Origin of the sequence: Kitasatospora sp. NPDC085895 (assembly GCF_040702125.1) — a bacterium.
In the GTDB taxonomy this organism is placed as follows: domain Bacteria; phylum Actinomycetota; class Actinomycetes; order Streptomycetales; family Streptomycetaceae; genus Kitasatospora; species Kitasatospora arboriphila.
Genome location: NZ_JBFBJY010000006.1, coordinates 22,576 through 40,339, shown reverse-complemented (window position 1 = coordinate 40,339; position 17,764 = coordinate 22,576). Strand labels below are relative to the sequence as shown.

General features: G+C 74.1%; 14 protein-coding genes and 1 tRNA gene. 9 read left to right on the top strand and 6 right to left on the bottom strand.

From position 1 onward, the window contains the following. Positions 1-88: 88 nt before the first annotated feature. The 8 genes from AB0442_RS05480 (at position 89) to AB0442_RS05445 (ending at position 10,708) form a co-directional block, all read left to right on the top strand. Positions 89-1,504, top strand: coding sequence for a hypothetical protein (locus AB0442_RS05480; protein WP_366160897.1), 1,416 nt, complete (start codon positions 89-91; stop codon positions 1,502-1,504). Continuing rightward, the gene (locus tag AB0442_RS05475) at positions 1,497-3,956 is read left to right on the top strand and encodes a tetratricopeptide repeat protein (RefSeq protein ID WP_366160768.1); all 2,460 of its coding nucleotides are present in this window, start codon (positions 1,497-1,499) and stop codon (positions 3,954-3,956) included. The genes AB0442_RS05480 and AB0442_RS05475 overlap by 8 nt, the downstream gene beginning before the upstream one ends. 3 nt (positions 3,957-3,959) lie before the next feature. After that, positions 3,960-5,210 carry a PP2C family serine/threonine-protein phosphatase gene (locus AB0442_RS05470; protein ID WP_366160767.1) on the top strand — a complete coding sequence of 417 codons (1,251 nt, stop codon included), beginning with the start codon at positions 3,960-3,962 and terminating at the stop codon, positions 5,208-5,210. Between the two features lie 153 nt (positions 5,211-5,363). After that, positions 5,364-6,695: a VWA domain-containing protein gene (locus tag AB0442_RS05465; RefSeq protein ID WP_366160766.1), complete on the top strand. Its 1,332-nt coding sequence runs from the start codon at positions 5,364-5,366 to the stop codon at positions 6,693-6,695. A 43-nt stretch (positions 6,696-6,738) separates the two neighbouring features. Then, the gene (locus AB0442_RS05460) at positions 6,739-8,040 is read left to right on the top strand and encodes an FHA domain-containing protein (protein WP_366160764.1); all 1,302 of its coding nucleotides are present in this window, start codon (positions 6,739-6,741) and stop codon (positions 8,038-8,040) included. 99 nt (positions 8,041-8,139) lie between these two features. Then, a complete protein-coding gene (locus tag AB0442_RS05455; protein WP_366160763.1) occupies positions 8,140-9,069 on the top strand; it encodes an ABC transporter ATP-binding protein in 930 nt (309 codons plus the stop codon). Next, a complete protein-coding gene (locus AB0442_RS05450) occupies positions 9,066-10,202 on the top strand; it encodes an ABC transporter permease (RefSeq protein WP_366160762.1) in 1,137 nt (378 codons plus the stop codon). The genes AB0442_RS05455 and AB0442_RS05450 overlap by 4 nt, the downstream gene beginning before the upstream one ends. 101 nt (positions 10,203-10,303) lie before the next feature. Further along, positions 10,304-10,708 carry a globin gene (locus AB0442_RS05445; protein WP_344627036.1) on the top strand — a complete coding sequence of 135 codons (405 nt, stop codon included), beginning with the start codon at positions 10,304-10,306 and terminating at the stop codon, positions 10,706-10,708. 21 nt (positions 10,709-10,729) lie between these two features. Here the strand turns inward: AB0442_RS05445 and AB0442_RS05440 are convergent, their stop codons facing one another. The 5 genes from AB0442_RS05440 to ssb all read right to left on the bottom strand — a co-directional run bounded on the left by AB0442_RS05440 (position 10,730) and on the right by ssb (position 16,306). Then, positions 10,730-11,425, bottom strand: coding sequence for a hypothetical protein (locus tag AB0442_RS05440; protein WP_366160760.1), 696 nt, complete (start codon positions 11,423-11,425; stop codon positions 10,730-10,732). 34 nt (positions 11,426-11,459) lie between these two features. Continuing rightward, the gene (locus tag AB0442_RS05435; protein WP_344627034.1) at positions 11,460-11,906 is read right to left on the bottom strand and encodes a thioesterase family protein; all 447 of its coding nucleotides are present in this window, start codon (positions 11,904-11,906) and stop codon (positions 11,460-11,462) included. A gap of 131 nt (positions 11,907-12,037) precedes the next feature. Next, the gene (ettA, locus tag AB0442_RS05430; protein WP_030266199.1) at positions 12,038-13,702 is read right to left on the bottom strand and encodes an energy-dependent translational throttle protein EttA; all 1,665 of its coding nucleotides are present in this window, start codon (positions 13,700-13,702) and stop codon (positions 12,038-12,040) included. Positions 13,703-13,990: 288 nt separating this feature from the next. Then, positions 13,991-15,385: a Cys-Gln thioester bond-forming surface protein gene (locus tag AB0442_RS05425; RefSeq protein ID WP_366160758.1), complete on the bottom strand. Its 1,395-nt coding sequence runs from the start codon at positions 15,383-15,385 to the stop codon at positions 13,991-13,993. 330 nt (positions 15,386-15,715) lie between these two features. Beyond that, the gene (gene ssb, locus AB0442_RS05420; RefSeq protein ID WP_366160757.1) at positions 15,716-16,306 is read right to left on the bottom strand and encodes a single-stranded DNA-binding protein; all 591 of its coding nucleotides are present in this window, start codon (positions 16,304-16,306) and stop codon (positions 15,716-15,718) included. Positions 16,307-16,945: 639 nt separating this feature from the next. On the opposite strand from ssb, the gene AB0442_RS05415 reads away from it, so the two are divergent. Next, positions 16,946-17,021: transfer RNA gene (locus tag AB0442_RS05415), tRNA-Arg, on the top strand. 54 nt (positions 17,022-17,075) lie between these two features. Here AB0442_RS05415 and AB0442_RS05410 read toward each other — a convergent pair. Continuing rightward, positions 17,076-17,681, bottom strand: coding sequence for a TetR/AcrR family transcriptional regulator (locus AB0442_RS05410; protein WP_366160756.1), 606 nt, complete (start codon positions 17,679-17,681; stop codon positions 17,076-17,078). Positions 17,682-17,764 lie beyond the last annotated feature (83 nt).

The following is a 17,764-nucleotide window of genomic DNA, read 5'->3' as shown; positions in this document are numbered from 1 at the left end:
CGCGCCGCAGGGCGCGGGAGGTGCCGCACCGGCACCGGGCGACCGCACCGGAGAGGAAGGACCGTTGGCAGGAACTGCCGGCCCGGCGATGAGCCGGGAGGAGGTGGACCGCGCACTCGCGCGGCTGGGCGCCGAGCGCGACGCCGTGGAGGCGGCGCTGCTCGACCTGCAGGACCATCCGGGCCGCCGGCTGCTGGAGGGGGCCGCCCTCACCGGGCGCACCCGGGAGCGGTGGTCCGTCGCCGGGCAGGGCCTGTCCGTGCTGTGGTCGTTGTTCGACCGCTACTCGGAGGCGCTGGCCTCGGCGCGCGCCGTCCGCTCGCGCCGCAACCGGCCCGGCTCCGCCGAACTGGCGGAGCTCGGCGAACTGCTCGGCGGGGCCTCGGTCACCGTCTCCGGCGGGCAGCTGCCGGACGGCGGCGCCCGGCTCGGCGCACCGGCCCGGCTGGTCGAACGGATCAGCCTCGCCGAGCTGCTGGAGCGGATGAACGCCTGGTACGCGACGGTGCTGGAGGTGGTCGCCGCCGCGGACGCGGTCTGGTCGGCGCTGCCCGCCCGGATCGACCTGCTGCTCGCCGAACTGCACCGGGTGCAGATGCTGGCGCTGTCGGTCGGCGTGCGGCCGGGGGGCCACCCGCTCGCCGACGACCTCGCCGAACTGGCCGGGGACCTGGCGGCGCAGCGCACCGAGGTGGTCTCGGACCCGCTGGCGCTGTGGCGGCCCGCCCGGGTGCCCGCGCAGCGCGCCGAGGACGGGCCGGCCGCGGCCGCGATGACGGCCGGCACGGTCTCCGGGGTGGTCGACACCGCCCGCTTCGACCGGGCGGGCCGGGCGCTGGACGACGTCCGGGTGGAGCTGGAGGGGCTGCTGCGGCTGCGCGACGAGTCGCACGAGCGGCTGCAGCAGGTCGCCGACCTGCTGCAGCGGGCGGACGCCACGCTCGCCGAGGCCCGGCGGGCCCGCGGCGAGGTGCTGGCGAAGATCGCCGCGACCGAGGTGCCGGCCGTGCCGGGCCCGGCCTCGGCGCTCCGCGAGCGGATCGGCCAGGCCGTGGAACTCCAGCACGGCGGCCAGTGGTACCGGCTGGGGCCGCTGCTGGACGCGCTGGAGGACGCGGCCGCCAAGGAGCTCGCCCGGGCCCGGCACTCGCTGACCGAGGTGGCCCAGCCGCTGGCGGTGCGGGCCGAGCTGCGGGGGCGGCTGGAGGCGTACAAGGCGATGGCGGCGCGGCTGCGGATCACCGAGGACCCGGAGGTCGTCGAGCGGTTCGAGAAGGCGCGCTGGCTGCTGTGGAGCGCGCCGTGCGACCTGCGCGCCGCCGCGGAGGCGGTCGCCCGCTTCCAGCAGGCGGTGCGGCCGGCGCCGGCGCTGCCGGCCGGTCCGGGGGTCGCGGCCGGTCCGGGTGTCGCGGACGGCGGGAACGGGCAGGACCACCAGGCCCCGGCGGTGCAGGACACCCGGCCGGCGGGGGAGTTCGAAGGGGGCGGGGACGGCGATGGGTGAGGCGTGCACGCGGCCGGAGTGCTCCGGCAGCGGTGTGATCGACGCGGACGGCTACTGCGACGAGTGCGGCCTGGCCGCCGCGGCGGGCACCGGACGGGCCGCGGGGGCGGCGGGCACGGCGGCCGCACCGGCCGCGACCGGCGCGGCGCCGGGGCGGTGCACCCGGGACTGCCCGGGCACCGTCGACGCGGACGGCTACTGCGACGAGTGCGGGCTGGCCGCCGAGGCCGGCGCACCGCGGGTGCCCGGGGCCCGGGTCTCCCCCGACTCCGAGCGCGCCGGCTCGTCCCGCACCGGCTCCTCGCGGACGATGTCCGGCCGGTCCCGCTCGCACCGCTCCGCCCGGACGGGCACCGGGCGCTCGGTCTCGGTGCGCAGCAGCGGCGGCACCGCCGGGACGGGCCGCCGCGGCAACCTGGGCGCCGGCCTGGTGACGGTGCCCGCGGTGCCGCGGCCCGACCCGTCCGCGGCCGTGCTGGAGGACCCGGAGGTGCCGGAGCGCAAGCGGTTCTGCTCCAGGTGCGACGCGCCGGTCGGCCGGTCCAAGGGCGACCAGCCGGGCCGCCCGGAGGGCTTCTGCACCAAGTGCGGCACGGGCTACTCGTTCACGCCCAAGCTGCGCCGCGGCGACCTGGTCGGCGGCCAGTACGAGGTGGTGGGCTGCCTGGCGCACGGCGGGCTCGGCTGGATCTACCTGGCGGTCGACCGCCGGGTCAGCGACAAGTGGGTGGTCCTCAAGGGCCTGCTGGACACCGGTGACGAGGACGCGCTGGCGGTCGCGCTCGCCGAACGGCGCTTCCTCGCCGAGGTGGACCACCCGAACATCGTCCGCATCATCAACTTCGCCGAGCACCCCGACCTGCGGACGGGCGCCACCGACGGCTACATCGTGATGGAGTACGTCGGCGGCAAGTCGCTCAAGGACATCGCCAACGAGCGCCGCACCCCGGACGGCCGGCGCGACCCGCTGCCGGTCGAGCAGGCGATCGCGTACGCGCTGGAGGCGCTGCCGGCGCTCGGCCACCTGCACGCCCGCGGGCTGGTGTACTGCGACTTCAAGATCGACAACGTGATCCAGAGCGAGGACTCGCTCAAGATCATCGACATGGGCGCCGTCCGGCGCCTCGACGACGACGGCCCGATCTACGGCACCGTCGGCTACCAGGCACCCGAGATCGCCACCGACGGACCGTCACCCGCCTCCGACCTCTACACCGTGGCCCGCACCCTGGCCGTGCTCAGCCTCGACTTCCGCGGCTACGACACCACCCACCGGCACGACCTGCCCGGCCCCGACGAGGCCCCGCTGTTCGCCGCCTACGAGTCGTACTACCGACTGCTCGTCAGGGCCACCGACCCGGACCCGGCCCGCCGCTTCGGCTCCGCCGAGGAGATGGCCGACCAGCTCACCGGCGTCCTGCGCGAGGTGCTCGCCCTGCAGGACGGCCGGCCGCGGCCCGCGCTCTCCACGCTGTTCGGGCCCGAGGTCCGGGTGCTCGACACCGACCCCGCCGCCGGCCCGCCGGACCCGGCCGCCGCCGCCCTCGCCCTGCCGGTGCCCCGGGTGGACACCGCCGACCCGAACGCCGGCTTCCTCGCCGCCCTGGCCGGCACCGCCCCCGGCGAGGCGCTGGCCGCGCTCGCCACCGCCCCCGCGCCCTCGCTGGAACTGCGCCTGCGGGCCCTGCGCGCCCACCTGGAACTCGGCGACCCGGAGGCCGCCGCACGCGACCTCGACGCCGTCGAGCAGGACCACCCCGGGGACTGGCGGGCCGTCTGGTACCGCGGCCTCACCGCCCTCGCCGCCGGCCGCGCCGGGGCCGCCGCCGAGGCCTTCGACGCGATGTACGACGCGTTCCCCGGCGAGGCCGCGCCCAAGCTGGCCCTCGCCCTCTGCGCCGAACTGCTCGGCAACGGCGAGGACGCCGCCGAGTTCCACCGCCTGGTCGCCACCACCGACCGCAGCTACGTCGGCGCCGCCTTCGGGCTGGCCCGGGTCCGGCTCGCGGCCGGCGACCGGGCCGGCGCGGTCGCCGCCCTGGAGGCGGTGCCGGAGGCCTCCGCGCATCACACCGCGGCACGGATCGCCGCCGTCCGCGCCCGGCTGAGCGGCCGTCCGGCGACCGACCCGCTCGGCCCCGAGCTGGTGCGCTGCTCCGAGCAGATCACCGCGCTCGGCCTGGACGCCCGGCGGCACGAGGAGCTCTCCGTCGAGCTGCTGGACGCCGCCCTCGGCTGGGTCGTCGCGGGCCGGCCGGGCAGCTCCGGAACGGCCGCCGCGGGCAGCGCGGACCCGGCCTACGAAGTGCTCGGACATCCTGCCGGCGAACGGGAACTGCGCTTCGCCCTGGAGCACTCCTACCGGGTGTTGGCACGGTTGTCCGACCGGGCCGGAACGAGGATCGAGATGGTGGAGCGGGCCAACCGTGCCCGTCCACGGACGTGGGTGTGAGCAATGCCGCAGCAGCAGACCGTGTGCCCGAGCTGTGCCGAGCCGCTGGCCCCGGACGACGCCTACTGCGGCGCGTGCGGACACAGCACCGCCGAGCCCGCCGCACCCGCCGGGGCCCGGGTGGTGACCGACCTCCGGGAGCCCGGAGCGACCGTGCCCGACCTCCAGCCGGCCGGGCCGGCCGCGGGCGCCTGCGCGCACTGCGGAGCCACCGGCCTCGCCCCCGACGGGTACTGCGAGTCCTGCGGCAAGGCGCAGCCGCGGCCGCGGGACCACCAGGAGCGGGCCATGGCCGGCGTCGCCGGCGTCAGCGACCGCGGCCTGCGCCACCACCGCAACGAGGACGCCTTCACCGTCGCCGGCACCTCGCTGCCCGGCGGCCGGCCCGCCGTCGTCGCCGTGGTCTGCGACGGCGTCTCCTCCTCCGCCCGCCCGGACGAGGCCTCCGCGACCGCCGTGGACGCCGCCTCCGAGTCGCTGCTCAGCTCGCTGGAACGCGGCGACGACCCGACCGCCGCGATGCGCCGCGCGATCGCCGACGCCGCCCGGGCCGTCACCGAGCTCGCCTACGACGACAAGAACCGCGCCCGGCCGGACGGCGGACTCAACGCGCCCGCCTGCACCTACGTCAGCGCCATCGCGGCGGACGGCCTGGTCACCATCGGCTGGGTCGGCGACACCCGCGCCTACTGGATCCCGGACGACCGCGAGTCGGCCGAGCCCTACCGGCTCACCGAGGACGACTCCTGGGCCGCCCGGATGGTGGCCGCCGGGCTGATGGGCGAGGCCGAGGCGTACGCCGACCCGCGGGCGCACGCCATCACCGGCTGGCTCGGCGCCGACGCCGAGGAGCTCCTGCCGCACACCGTCGCCTTCACCCCGCACGTGCCCGGCGTGGTGCTGATCTGCACCGACGGCCTGTGGAACTACGCGGAGGCCGCCACCGACCTGGCCTTCTTCGTCCGCGCCGACGCCCGGACACAGCCGCTGGCCGCCGCCCGTTCCCTGGTCGACTTCGCGGTCACCGCGGGCGGGCACGACAACATCACCGTCGCGGTGCTGCCGATCACCCCGGGCGAGCCCGAGCACGAGCCCACCCTGCTCGACCTGCCCGTGCAGCGGCCCGCCGCCGAGGCGGCCCCCGCACCGCAGGGGCACGACGCCACCCTGCCGGACGGGCCGCCCCCGGCGCCGCCCGCACCGCCCGCACCTCCGATGCCGCCCTTCCCGCCGGCCCCGGCACCGCTCGACTGAGGACGGCCGCACCCGGGCGCGCCGCGGTCCGGCGCGCCCTCGCCGCCACGCGCCCGCACCGACGCGGCCCCACACACCCGCACGACGACCCGACCACCGCACGACGACCCCACCGGACCGCCCGCCCGCCCGCTCGACAGGAGCCCTCAGCCCATGGCAAGTCTGGCCAAGCCGAACGCGCCCCGATTCGACGTCGACATCTTCCAGAACGAGTACCTCGCCGAGGGCGCCCGCGAGGTCAACGCGATCGTGACCGTCACCGCCACGGGCGGCGGCACCGCCGGCGGACGGCTGCCCGCCTCCGCCGACGGCGGCGACGCCGCCGTGGTGATCATGATCGACTGCTCCGGCTCGATGGACTACCCGGCCTCCAAGATGCGCAACGCCCGCGAGGCGACCGCCGCCGCGATCGACACCCTGCGCGACGGCGTCGCCTTCGCCGTGGTGGCCGGCACCCACGAGGCCGCCGAGGTCTACCCGGGCGGCGGCGGGCTGGCGGTCGCCGACCCGTCCACCCGGGCCGCCGCCAGGACGGCCCTGCGCAAGCTCACCCCGATGGGCGGCACCGCCATCGGCACCTGGCTGGCCCTCGCCCGGCGGCTCTTCGAGAGCCGCCCGGAGCGCTCCATCCGGCACGGCATCCTGCTCACCGACGGGCGCAACGAGCACGAGAAGCCCGCCGAGCTGCAGGCCGTCCTGGAGCGGGCCGCCGGGTACTTCACCGCCGACTGCCGCGGCGTCGGCACCGACTGGGAGGTCGACGAGCTGCGCCGGATCTCCTCCGCGCTGCTCGGCACCGTCGACATCGTCGCCGAGCCCTCCGGCCTGGCGGACGACTTCCGGGCGATGATGTCCGCCACCATGGGCAAGCAGGTCGCGGACGTCGCGCTGCGGATCTGGACCCCGGCCAACGCCGTGGTGAAGTACGTCAAGCAGGTCGCGCCCTCGGTCGAGGACCTCACCGGCCGCCGCACCGACACCGGCCCCCGGGCCGGCGACTACCCGACCGGCTCCTGGGGCGACGAGAGCCGCGACTACCACGTCTGCATCGAGGTGCCGGCCGCCGCCGTCGGCGACGAGATGCTGGCCGCCCGCGTCAGCCTGGTGCTGCCGCTGCCCGACGGCACCGCCGAGACGCTCTCCCAGGGCCTCGTCCGGGCCGTGTGGACCGACGACCTGGCCTCCTCCACCCGGATCAACCAGCAGGTGGCCCACTACACCGGCCAGGCCGAGCTGGCCGCGTCCATCCAGGAGGGCCTCGCCGCCCACCGTGCGGGGGACGTCGACCGGGCCACCGCCAAGCTGGGCGCGGCCGTCCGGCTCGCCCACGTGACCGGCAACGACGGCACGTTCCGTCTGCTGGAGAAGGTGGTCGACGTGGTGGATCCGAAGGAGGGTACGGTTCGATTCCGTAAGAACGTGAGCGAGGCCGACTCGATGACACTCGAGACCCGGTCGACCAAGACCGTGCGAGTGAAGAGATGACCGGCCGATTCCCTGGGCCGGACCTGCTGATGTGGGGGATTTGATGCCGATCTGCCCTAGGGGCCATGAGTCGCAGGCCGAGGACTGGTGCGACTTCTGCGGCTTCCCGATGACTCCGCCGCCCGGTCTGGCCGTCCCGGGCGCCCCGCCGGCCCAGGGCTCGCCGTTCGGCGCTCCCGCCGGGTCCGGCTACCCGCCGCCCCCGCCCGCCTCCGCCCCGCCGGGGCCGCCCCCGGGCGGTCCGGCGTACGGCGGCCCGGGCGGCTACGAGCGGCCTCCCTACGAGCCGGCCGGCCGCGACTCCGGGTACGGGCAGCCGCCCTACGAGGAGCCGTCCTACGAGGAGCCGCCCTACGAGCGCCGCGGCGGCCTCGGCGGGCTGTCCATCGGCGGCGGCCAGGGTCACGGCCACGGTCACGGCCACGGCCAGCCGTCGCACGGCGGCCCGGACATCACCGCGGGCCTGGTCACCTGCCCGATCTGCCGCAGCCCGCAGACCGGCCGGTACTGCGAGGAGTGCGGCTACGACTACGACCTGTCCGCGCCGCAGCGGCCGCAGGCGCCCACCCCGCCCCCGGCGGCCCCGCCCGCGGCTCCGCCGCCGCCCCCGCCGACCGCGCCGCGCGGCGGTTACGGCTACCCGCCGCCGGCCGGAGCCCCGGCGCCCGCGCCGTCCGGCTACCCGCCGCCCAACCTGGAGAAGCAGGGCTTCGACCGGCCGGCCCCGGCGCCGTTCGCCGAGCCCGACGGCTACGAGCGGACGGGCCCGGTCTACGCCGACCCCGCCGGCGGCCCGGGCAGCGACGGCTTCGGGACCTCCTTCCGGCTGGCCCCGCCCGGGCCGGGCCAGCAGGCGCCGCACGGCCAGCCGGGCCCGCACGGTCCGCAGGGCCACCCCGGCGCCGGTCCGGCCGCCCCGCCGCCCCCGCCGGTCCGCACCCAGTGGATCGCGGTGGTCAGCGCCGACCGGGACTACTTCGCCGACATGATGGCGCGCAGCGGCCCGGACGCATCGGGGCTGTTCTTCCCGCCGTACTGCCCCGAGCGGCGCATCCCGCTGACCGGCCGCGGCCAGCTGCGGATCGGCCGGCGCAGCCAGCAGCGCGGCACCGTGCCGGAGATCGACCTGTCGGTGCCGCCGGAGGACCCGGGCGCCTCGCACCTGCACGCCATGCTCGCCGAACAGCCCGACGGCAGTTGGGTGCTGGTGGACCAGGACTCGACCAACGGCACCACGATGAACGGCGGCGCCGACCCGGTGCCGCCGCACACCGCGATCCCGCTGAACGACGGCGACCGGATCCACGTCGGCGCCTGGACGACCATCACGCTGCACCGTGCCTGACGGACCGTCGGGCGGGGCCGGTCGCCGACCGGCCCCGCCCGGCGGGTTTTCCCGGGGTTTTGCCTGGTAACCACCACCGCACCGGCACGGAACCCCCTAATGTCATGCACCATGACTGCAGCTATATCCGCCGACGGAATACGGAAGCGGTACGGGGACGTCCAGGCCGTCGACGGTGTGTCACTCACCGTCGAGGCGGGCGAGTTCTACGGGATTCTCGGGCCGAACGGGGCCGGAAAGACCACCACTCTGGAGATCCTGGAGGGGATCCGCGAGCCCGACGAGGGCCGCGTCGAACTGCTGGGGCTCAAGCCCTGGCCGCGCAACACCGCACTGCTGCCGCGCATCGGCGTGCAGTTCCAGGCCTCGTCCTTCTTCAACCGGCTGACCGCCCGCGAGACGATCCGCACCTTCGCCTCGTTCTACGGCGTGGGCCCGAAGCGGGCCGACGCCATGCTGGACAAGGTCGGCCTGGCCGACTCCGCCGCCGTCCAGACCGAGAAGATGTCCGGCGGCCAGGCGCAGCGTCTGTCCATCGCCTGCGCACTCGTCCACGACCCGGAGCTCGTCTTCCTGGACGAGCCCACCACCGGTCTCGACCCGCAGGCCCGCCGCAACCTCTGGGACCTGCTGCGCGACATCAACGCCGAGGGCCGCACCGTCGTCCTCACCACCCACTACCTCGACGAGGCCGAGGTGCTCTGCGACCGGGTGTCCGTGATGGACCACGGCAAGGTGCTCAAGACCGGCGCACCGGCCGCACTCGTCCGGGAGATCGACGACACCGTCCGGATCAGCGTCGAGTCCGGGCTGCTCGCCGCCGACACCGCCCGCGAGCTGTTCACCGCGGCCGGCGCCGAACTGGCCGGCCTGGAGGACGACGGCGTCTCGCTGTCGGTGTCGACCCGCGTCCCGGCGCCGGTGCTGTCGGTGCTCGCCGAGCAGAACGCGCTGCGCGGCCTGGAGGTCCGCGGCGCCACCCTGGAGGACGTCTTCCTCCGCCTGACCGGACGGGAGTACCGGGCATGACCGCGACCGCCCCCACCGCGACCGAGCGCGAGCCGGCCGCCCCGGCCCCCGAGGCGCCGGAACGCGCCAGCGCCTTCGTCGGACTCGCCCGGGTCATGCTGCTGGGCTTCGTGCGCGACCGCGGCGCGCTCTTCTTCACCCTGCTGATGCCGCTGATCTTCCTGCTGATGTTCGGCACGCTCTTCAAGAGCGCGGGTGCCCCGCACGTGAAGGTCGCCCAGGTCGGCGCCGTCCAGGTGCTCGACTCCGTGCGGGGCGAGGACCGCAAGGAGCTGGAGAAGGTCCTCACCGTCACGAAGATCGACGACGAGGCCGCCGCCCTGGAGAAGGTCCGCAAGGGAGACATCGACGCCCTCGTCGAGCAGGGCCCGAACGGCCAGGTGGTGGTCCGCCACAGCGCCGCCGACCCGGTCAAGGCCGGCAGCGTCCAGGCGATCGTGGACAACCTGGTGAAGGCCGCCAACCAGGCCGCGTCCGGCAAGCCGCCGGCGTTCACCATGGCCTCCGTCCAGGTCGAGGACCAGTCGCTCAAGCCGATCCAGTACCTCACCCCGGGCCTGCTCGGCTGGGCCATCGCCTCCGGCGCGGTCTACGGCGCCTCCTTCACCCTGATCAACTGGCGCACCAAGCGGGTGCTGCGCAGGCTGCGGCTCGCCCCGGTCTCCATCCCGGCGGTGATCGGCGCCCGGGTCGCGGTGAACTGCGTGATCGCCCTCGCCCAGACGGCGATCTTCCTGACGATCGCCACCACGCCGTTCTTCGGGCTGAAGCTCAGCGGCAACTGGTGGCTGATCGTTCCGCTGGTGCTCTGCGCCACCATCGCCTTCATGTCGATCGGCCTGCTCACCGGCGGACTCGCCAAGACCGAGGAGGCGGCGAACGGCATCAACCAGCTGATCATCCTGCCGATGTCCTTCCTCGGCGGCGCGTTCATCCCGCTCGACGGCAGCCCGGGCTGGCTGCAGACCGTCTCCAAGGTCTTCCCGCTGCGCTACCTGGTCACCGCCTCGCAGTCGGTGCTCAGCCGCGGCGGCGGCGTCATGGACGCGTTGCCGGCGATGGGCGGACTGCTGGCCTTCTCGGCCGTGCTCTGCCTGATCGCCTGGCGCTTCTTCAACTGGGACGACGTGTAGTCGGTGAGCGGCGCAACGCCCCGGGCCGCGCCCGGGGCGGCGGGGGTCGTAGGCCGGAAGACCGGTGTACGGCCCCCGCGGCCGTCTGCGACCATGGTCGGGTGAACGAGATCCCGCAGAGCACGCTTTCCGAGGAGACCTTCTTCGACGCGGTCGGCGGCGAGGCCACCTTCCGCAGGCTGGTGCACCGCTTCTACCAGGGCGTCGCCACGGACGAGCTGCTGCGGCCGATGTACCCCGAGGAGGACCTCGGCCCGGCCGAGGAGCGCTTCGCCCTCTTCCTCATGCAGTACTGGGGCGGGCCCCGGACGTACAGCGAGGAGCGCGGCCACCCGAGGCTGCGGATGCGCCACGCCCCGTTCAAGGTGGACCGCGCCGCCCACGACGCCTGGCTGCGGCACATGCGCACCGCCCTCGACGAGCTGGACCTGCCCGAGGACGCCGAGCGCCAGCTCTGGGACTACCTGACCTACGCCGCCGCCTCGATGATCAACACCGCGGGCTGAACGGGGGCCGGCCGCGCCGCCTCAGCGCAGCGGGCTCAGGCCCAGGCCCGCGCCCGGCGCGGCCGCGCTGCGGACGGCGACCGAACCGGCCGGCGCGCTCAACCGCAGCCAGCCGCCCGCACGGTGCACCGTCAGCGGCACCGCGGGCCGCAGGAAGCCGATCACGTAGGCCGCGTGCGCGGCACGCAGCGGAAGCTCCGGCACCGCACCCAGCGGGCGCGACCAGATCTCGTCGGCCAGCGCGTCCAGCACCTGCCGCGAACGGTGGTGCTCCGGGACCTCCTCGCTGCGCCGGCGGAACTCGCCGACCGCGGCGGACACCTCGGGCAGCACCTCGAAGGCCTGCGGCTCGGCGATCAGCCGCCAGCCGGTGCGGGGCGGCAGCAGACCGGCCCACGCCGGGCCGGTGACCGCAGGCGGCACCACGACGCTGCCGACCTCCGCGTCCACGGCCTCCAGCAGCTGCCCGGCGGAGACGGTGGTGTCCGTCCCGGCCGTCGGACCGGCCAGGCGCGCGGTGCGGACGGCGATCGCCCCGGCGGTGCCGAGCGGGAGCCGGCCGAACACCGCCAGGACGCCGCCGGACTCCCGGCCGGGCACGGCCTGCAGGCGGACGGCGGCGGCGCGGTCGAAGCGCAGCAGCCGGCGCAGGAACGCGGCGAGGTCCGCCGCCCCGCCGCTCTCGGCGAGGAGGAGTCCGGCGGGCCGACCTGTCACGGGGGTGCTGCTCACGTCGCTGGTACCGCCCGGCTCAGGCCACGGCCACGGCGGCGGGCACGGCGTCCATGAAGCGGGAGAGGAACTCCCGCTCGACGGGGCTGATCCGGCGCGGCCGGCCCTCGGCCAGGTCGTAGGGGACGACGACGGTGGACGCCTTGACGTAGACCGTCTCGGTGCCGTCCGCCGCGGTGTCCTTGATCTCGTAGGACACGGTGAGCGAGGCGCCGCCGATCTTGGTGACCCAGGTCTCGATCGTCACCGGGGCGGGGCGGTGCACCAGCGGCTTCTTGTACTCGATCTCGTGGCGCGCCACCACCGAGCCGCCCGCGAACTCCCCCGCACCGGCCTCGGCGGCCTGGGTGAACATGAAGTCGATCCGGGCCTCCTCCAGGTAGCGCAGGAAGACCACGTTGTTGACGTGGCCGAAGGCGTCCATGTCGGACCACCGCAGGGGGCAGGCGTAGATGTGGCGTGCCACGAAGGATCTCCTCATACTCCGGGTCGCCCGCGGCCGGACCGCGGGCGGGTGGCCGGGCCGGCCGCCCCGAGGGGCAGCCTGCCCGGCCCTTGTCGCACCGGCGTTGCCGGCGGCTGTCGTCGCGGGGACAGTCAGCCGCGGGTCAGCTTCTTGTAGGTGGCGCGGTGCGGACGGGCGGCGTCCGGGCCGAGCCGCTCGATCTTGTTCTTCTCGTAGGACTCGAAGTTGCCCTCGAACCAGAACCACTTGCTGTCGCCCTCGTAGGCGAGGATGTGGGTGGCGACCCGGTCCAGGAACCAGCGGTCGTGGGAGATGACCACGGCGCAGCCCGGGAAGTCGAGCAGCGCGTTCTCCAGCGAGGAGAGCGTCTCGACGTCCAGGTCGTTGGTGGGCTCGTCGAGGAGCAGCAGGTTGCCGCCCTGCTTGAGGGTGAGCGCCAGGTTGAGGCGGTTGCGCTCACCGCCGGAGAGCACGCCGGCCGGCTTCTGCTGGTCCGGGCCCTTGAAGCCGAACGCCGAGACGTAGGCGCGGGACGGCATCTCGACCTGGCCGACGTTGATCCAGTCGAGGCCGTCCGAGACGACCTCCCACAGGGTCTTCTTCGGGTCGATGTTGGCGCGGTTCTGGTCGACGTAGCTGATCTTGACGGTCTCGCCGACCTTGACCTTGCCGTCGTCCGGGGTCTCCAGGCCCTGCAGCATCTTGAAGAGCGTGGTCTTGCCGGCGCCGTTCGGGCCGATCACGCCGACGATGCCGTTGCGCGGCAGGGTGAAGCTCAGGTCGTCGATCAGGAGCTTCTCGCCGAAGCCCTTGGAGAGGTTGTCCACCTCGACGACGACGCTGCCCAGACGCGGGCCCGGCGGGATCTGGATCTCCTCGAAGTCCAGCTTCCGCATCTTGTCGGCCTCGGCGGCCATCTCCTCGTAGCGGGCGAGGCGGGCCTTCGACTTGGCCTGGCGGCCCTTGGCGTTGGAGCGGACCCACTCCAGCTCTTCCTTGAGCCGCTTGGCGCGCTTGGCGTCCTTCTGGCCCTCGACCTTGAGACGGGTCTGCTTGGTCTCCAGGTAGGTGGAGTAGTTGCCCTCGTACGGGAACGCGCGGCCCCGGTCGAGCTCCAGGATCCACTGGGCGACGTTGTCGAGGAAGTACCGGTCGTGGGTGACCGCGACGACGGTGCCGGCGTACTTGGCCAGGTGCTGCTCCAGCCAGTTCACCGACTCGGCGTCGAGGTGGTTGGTGGGCTCGTCGAGGAGCAGCAGGTCGGGGGCCTCCAGCAGCAGCTTGCAGAGCGCGACGCGGCGCTTCTCACCACCGGAGAGCTTGGTGACCGGCCAGTCGCCGGGCGGGCAGCCCAGGGCGTCCATGGCCTGCTCCAGCTGGGCGTCGAGGTCCCAGGCGTTGGCGTGGTCCAGGTCCTCCTGGAGGCGGCCCATCTCCTCGAGCAGCGCGTCCGAGTAGTCGGTCGCCATCAGCTCGGCGATCTCGTTGAACCGGTCGAGCTTGCCCTTGACCTCCTTGACGCCGTCCTGGACGTTCTCCAGGACCGTCTTGGACTCGTCGAGCGGGGGCTCCTGGAGGAGCATGCCGACGGTGTAGCCCGGCGAGAGGAAGGCGTCGCCGTTGGACGGCTGCTCCAGCCCGGCCATCATCTTCAGCACCGTGGACTTACCGGCGCCGTTGGGGCCGACGACGCCGATCTTCGCTCCGGGGAGGAAGGAGAGCGTCACGTCGTCAAGGATGACCTTGTCGCCGTGTGCCTTGCGCACCTTGCGCATGGTGTAGATGTATTCCGCCACGTGAGATCGCTCCGGCGTCGTCGGGTGTATTCGGCTTGCAGCCTTCCATTGTGCCGCACCGCACGGCACCGCCCGAACTCCCGCCGGTCACACGGCCGGGCCCCGGAGCGCGGGCCGCGGGCGGGTCGTCTCCCGGGACCTCGGGCAGGGCCCCGGGGCGGGAAAGGCGACGGCCCCGCCCTCCGGTGTCGGAGGACGGGGCCGGGCCCGGTGTCACGACCCGGGTCTCACCCCCGGGGTCGTACCGCGGGTGCCGCTGCCGTGGGGACGGCCCGCACCCGGGAGGGTTCAGGCCGCGGAGCGACCGTGGCGGCCGCGGCGGCGCAGGGCGAACACCGCGCCACCGCCGGCGGCGACGAGCAGGCCCGCGATGCCGGCGATCATGCCGGTGTGGCTGCCGCCACCGGTGCTGGCCAGGCTGCCGCCGGTGGTCGAGCCGGTGCTGCCGCCGGTCGTACCGCCGGTGGTGGTGCCACCCGTGGTGCCGCCGGTGGTACCACCGGTGGTGCTGGTGGTCTTGCAGTCGAGGATGCCCTTGAACTCCTCGTTCAGGTTCGGGCCGCTCACCTTGATGTCGTAGGTGGCGTCCTCGGCGACCGGGACGAGCACGGTCTCGGTCTTGCCGGCACCGACGGTGACGGACTTGCCCGGGGTGATCGTCACGGTGGCCTGCTCGTCACCGTTGTTGGTGACGGTGACCTGGACGCCGTTCTTGGTGCAGTCGACCTTGGAGGTGGCCTCGAGCAGCGGGCCCTTGGCCTGCGTCCAGGCGGCCTTGGCGGTCTTGCCGACGCTCAGCACCTCGGAGCCGGCCAGGATCATGGTCTGGCTGTGCTTCTCCGGGGTGTAGCCGACGCTGAGGAACACGCGGCCGGTGGGCACGGAGGTGGTGGCGGAGGCCTTGACGGTGGCCGAGCCGGCCGCGGTGCCCGCGGGGACGTCCAGGAACAGCTTGGTGTCCTTGGCGACCGGGCCCTTGAGGTCGGAGACGGCCTTGCCGTCCTTGTCGACCAGCTTGACCTTGCCGCCGGAGGTGTCGCCGGAGAGCGCCAGCTTGACCGTCGAGGCGCTGCTGTTGAGGGTGAACGGGCCGAGCTTGCTGCCCGACTTGCCGTTCACGGACGCCGGGTCGAGGTCCAGCGAGGGCGCCGGCTCCTCCTTCAGGCCGGTGTTGTTGCTGCCCGCCAGGTACTCGGTGAGCTGCTTGGCCTCGGCGTCGACCGGGGTGGCCCCGGTCTTGTTGTCGGAGAAGCGCCAGATCGCGGCCTGGGTGCCGGCCGCCGCGTCCTCCTTGGTGAACTGACCCTTGATGCCGACGGCGGCCTTCACCGCGTCGAGGGAGAGCTTCGGGTAGGAGTGCTCGAGGATCCAGCGGATCTTGCCCGCGGCCTCCTCCTTGCCCGGGGCGCCGAGCGAGCTGGAGGCCCAGTTCGACTCCTGGTACTTGACCGCGTCCTTGATCTTGACGCCGTGGTCGATGTCTATGCAGTACGTCTGGATGAGCTTGCCGTCATCCGTCTTCAGCGTGAAAAGACCGCCCTGGATCACGTGGCCGCCACCGGTGTCGACGGCCCCGCTGACCATGGTCGGCTGGATCGTCGCGGTGATGCCCGCGCCGCTGTCGGCCGACGCCGCGCCGGCGAACGACAGGCCGCTCGCCACGGCGATGCCGGTCGCGAGCATGACAGTACCTATGCGGGAGACAGCCCGCTTCTGGCTGTGGAACATGAGTGATCCCTCCGGGCCGGGCCCTGCCGATGGCAGCCCGCCCTGCAAAGCGGTGCCCCCTGTGACACCGCTGCACATGTGTGGACCCGACGCATCATATTGAGGGTTGAGACACTTCCCACAGTTGTACTGAACCAGGACAGTTCCGTTGCCGTTCCGTTATCAAGCCGTCGGACAACCGTTTTGGTTGACGCTTCACCAGATCCCACGGGTCGTCATCGGACCGTCCTTGCGGCGGCCCTGTCGATCCCTCGGTCCGGCCGCGGAGGACGGGATCGCGGACCGTCAGCCGGCCTCGGCGCCCGGGCCGCCCGCGGCACCCGCGAGCACCGGCGGTGACACCGGGCCAACTGCCGCAGGTGATCCGGCAGTAGCCCGCCCGGCCGCCCGCCGGGCCTCCACCGCGGCGACGATCCACTCCGGCACCGCCTCGCCGACCGGCGCGGGATCACCCGCCCGTCGGCCGCCGGACTGACCGAGCGCATCCGAACCGCCCTTCTCCTGGTCGGGCCGTCCGCGGACGGCCCACCGGAAGGCGGAGGTGCCGCGGGACAGGTCGTGGCCCACCGACCGGGCGTCGATCTCCACCGACGTCCGGCGGCGGTCCTCCTCGCCCCACTCCCGGACCCGCAGCCGGCCGCTGACGACCACCGGATCGCCCTTGTTCACCGAGCTCACCAGATTGGTCGCGAGCCATCGCCAGGCCACCACCGTCACCCAGCTCGTCTCACCGTCGACCCAGTCGCCGGTGCCGCGGTCGAAGCGGCGCTCGGTGGTGGCCATCCGGAAGTTGGCCACCGGCACGCCGGCCGGCGTCTGCGCGTACGTGACCGTCGACGCGACATTGCCGACGATCGTCACCAGGGTCTCATTCACGGGAACTCCCCTCCGGGCGGAAAATGTCCGAGCCGAATCGCTCGCACCCGGATGCTGTCGCACCGGCGGAATTTCCGGGCGGCCTCGCGGAAACCTGTGGAAAACCCTCGGCTGTGGAAAACCGCGGCCACTCGGCCGAGTGAATATGAACAGGAATTCCAGGTTCCGGGAACGGCCCATCCCGCGAGGTCATGACAACACCGCGCCCGGTCCACGCCGCCCACCGGGCCCCTAACGGGTGGCCGCCGTCCGCTTCCGGCCAGGTCATCCAACCGAAGTAACCCAAATCCGACCCCCACCGCGCGGACCGCCGGACGATTCACACGCCGAATCCATAACAGGTGGGGAGGCAGCCCCGTAACGACTGCACAACGTCCGGGTCCAGATCCCCTCAGACCGCTGCACGTCCGGCCGCCACCTGCGATTATCGGACCGCTCCGCCGAGGCCGACACACCCGACGCGGCGCCGGAAGGCCCGGCGGAGGATGCGGTCACCCTTATCCTGTCCCGGGCGTCCCGTGCCGGACGGGCCGAGGCCCCACCCCACCCCGCCGTACCCAGGAGCCCCGCGCGGGCACCGCCCGAACGCCCGCAGACCGCCGTCGCCCAGGTCGGCAGCCTCCGGGCCGCGCCACCCATGCCCCCATAGCTCAGCGGATAGAGCACCCGCCTTCTAAGCGGTAGGTCGCAGGTTCGAATCCTGCTGGGGGCGCCAGTCACACCGGCCCGGTCGGGCGCGGAGCGCGGCAGCGCCCGCGCGGGCGGGCGGTCAGCCCGCGGCCACGCCCGCGAGGTACCCGTCCAGCAGCGCGATCTGGCGCTCCGCCGGGAACTCCTCCGGGGCGAACAGCGCCTGCACCACCAGCCCCAGGACGAAGGACTGCGCGGCGGCCGCGACGTCCTCCGGCGCCGGTCCGGGCGGCAGTTCGCCCAGTCGCTGGGCCTCGGCGGCGAGTTCGGCCATCCGCTCGCGGGACCTCCGGTAGCGCCCGGCGTGCTCGCCGGCCAGCCCGTCGTCCGCCAGCGCGGCGTCCCAGGAGCCGACCCAGATCCGGTTGTCGGCGGCGCCCGCGGCGTCCAGCGGCAGCACGTCCAGCAGGACGGCGCGCAGCATGGGCAGGCCGCCGGCGGGTGCGGCGCTCTCCGCCGCGGGGCGCGGCCGGGCCGCCGTCCACCGGTCCAGCACCTCCAGCGCATGGGCCACCAGGGCGCGCTTGTTGGGGAAGTAGTGGGTGAGCAGCCCGGTGCTGGCGCCCATCTCGGCGGCCACCGCGCGCAGGGTGAGCCCGCCGAAGCCACGGTCGGCGAGCACCCGCCAGACCGCCTCGGAGACGTCTCGGCGGCGGGCGTCGTGGTCCCCACGGGCTGGCGTCATGCGCGCTATGGTACCTACCAAACGTTTGTTACGTACCGGTGGCGCGATCCGCCGCCGGTCGCCGCCGACCGGAGGGACGACCG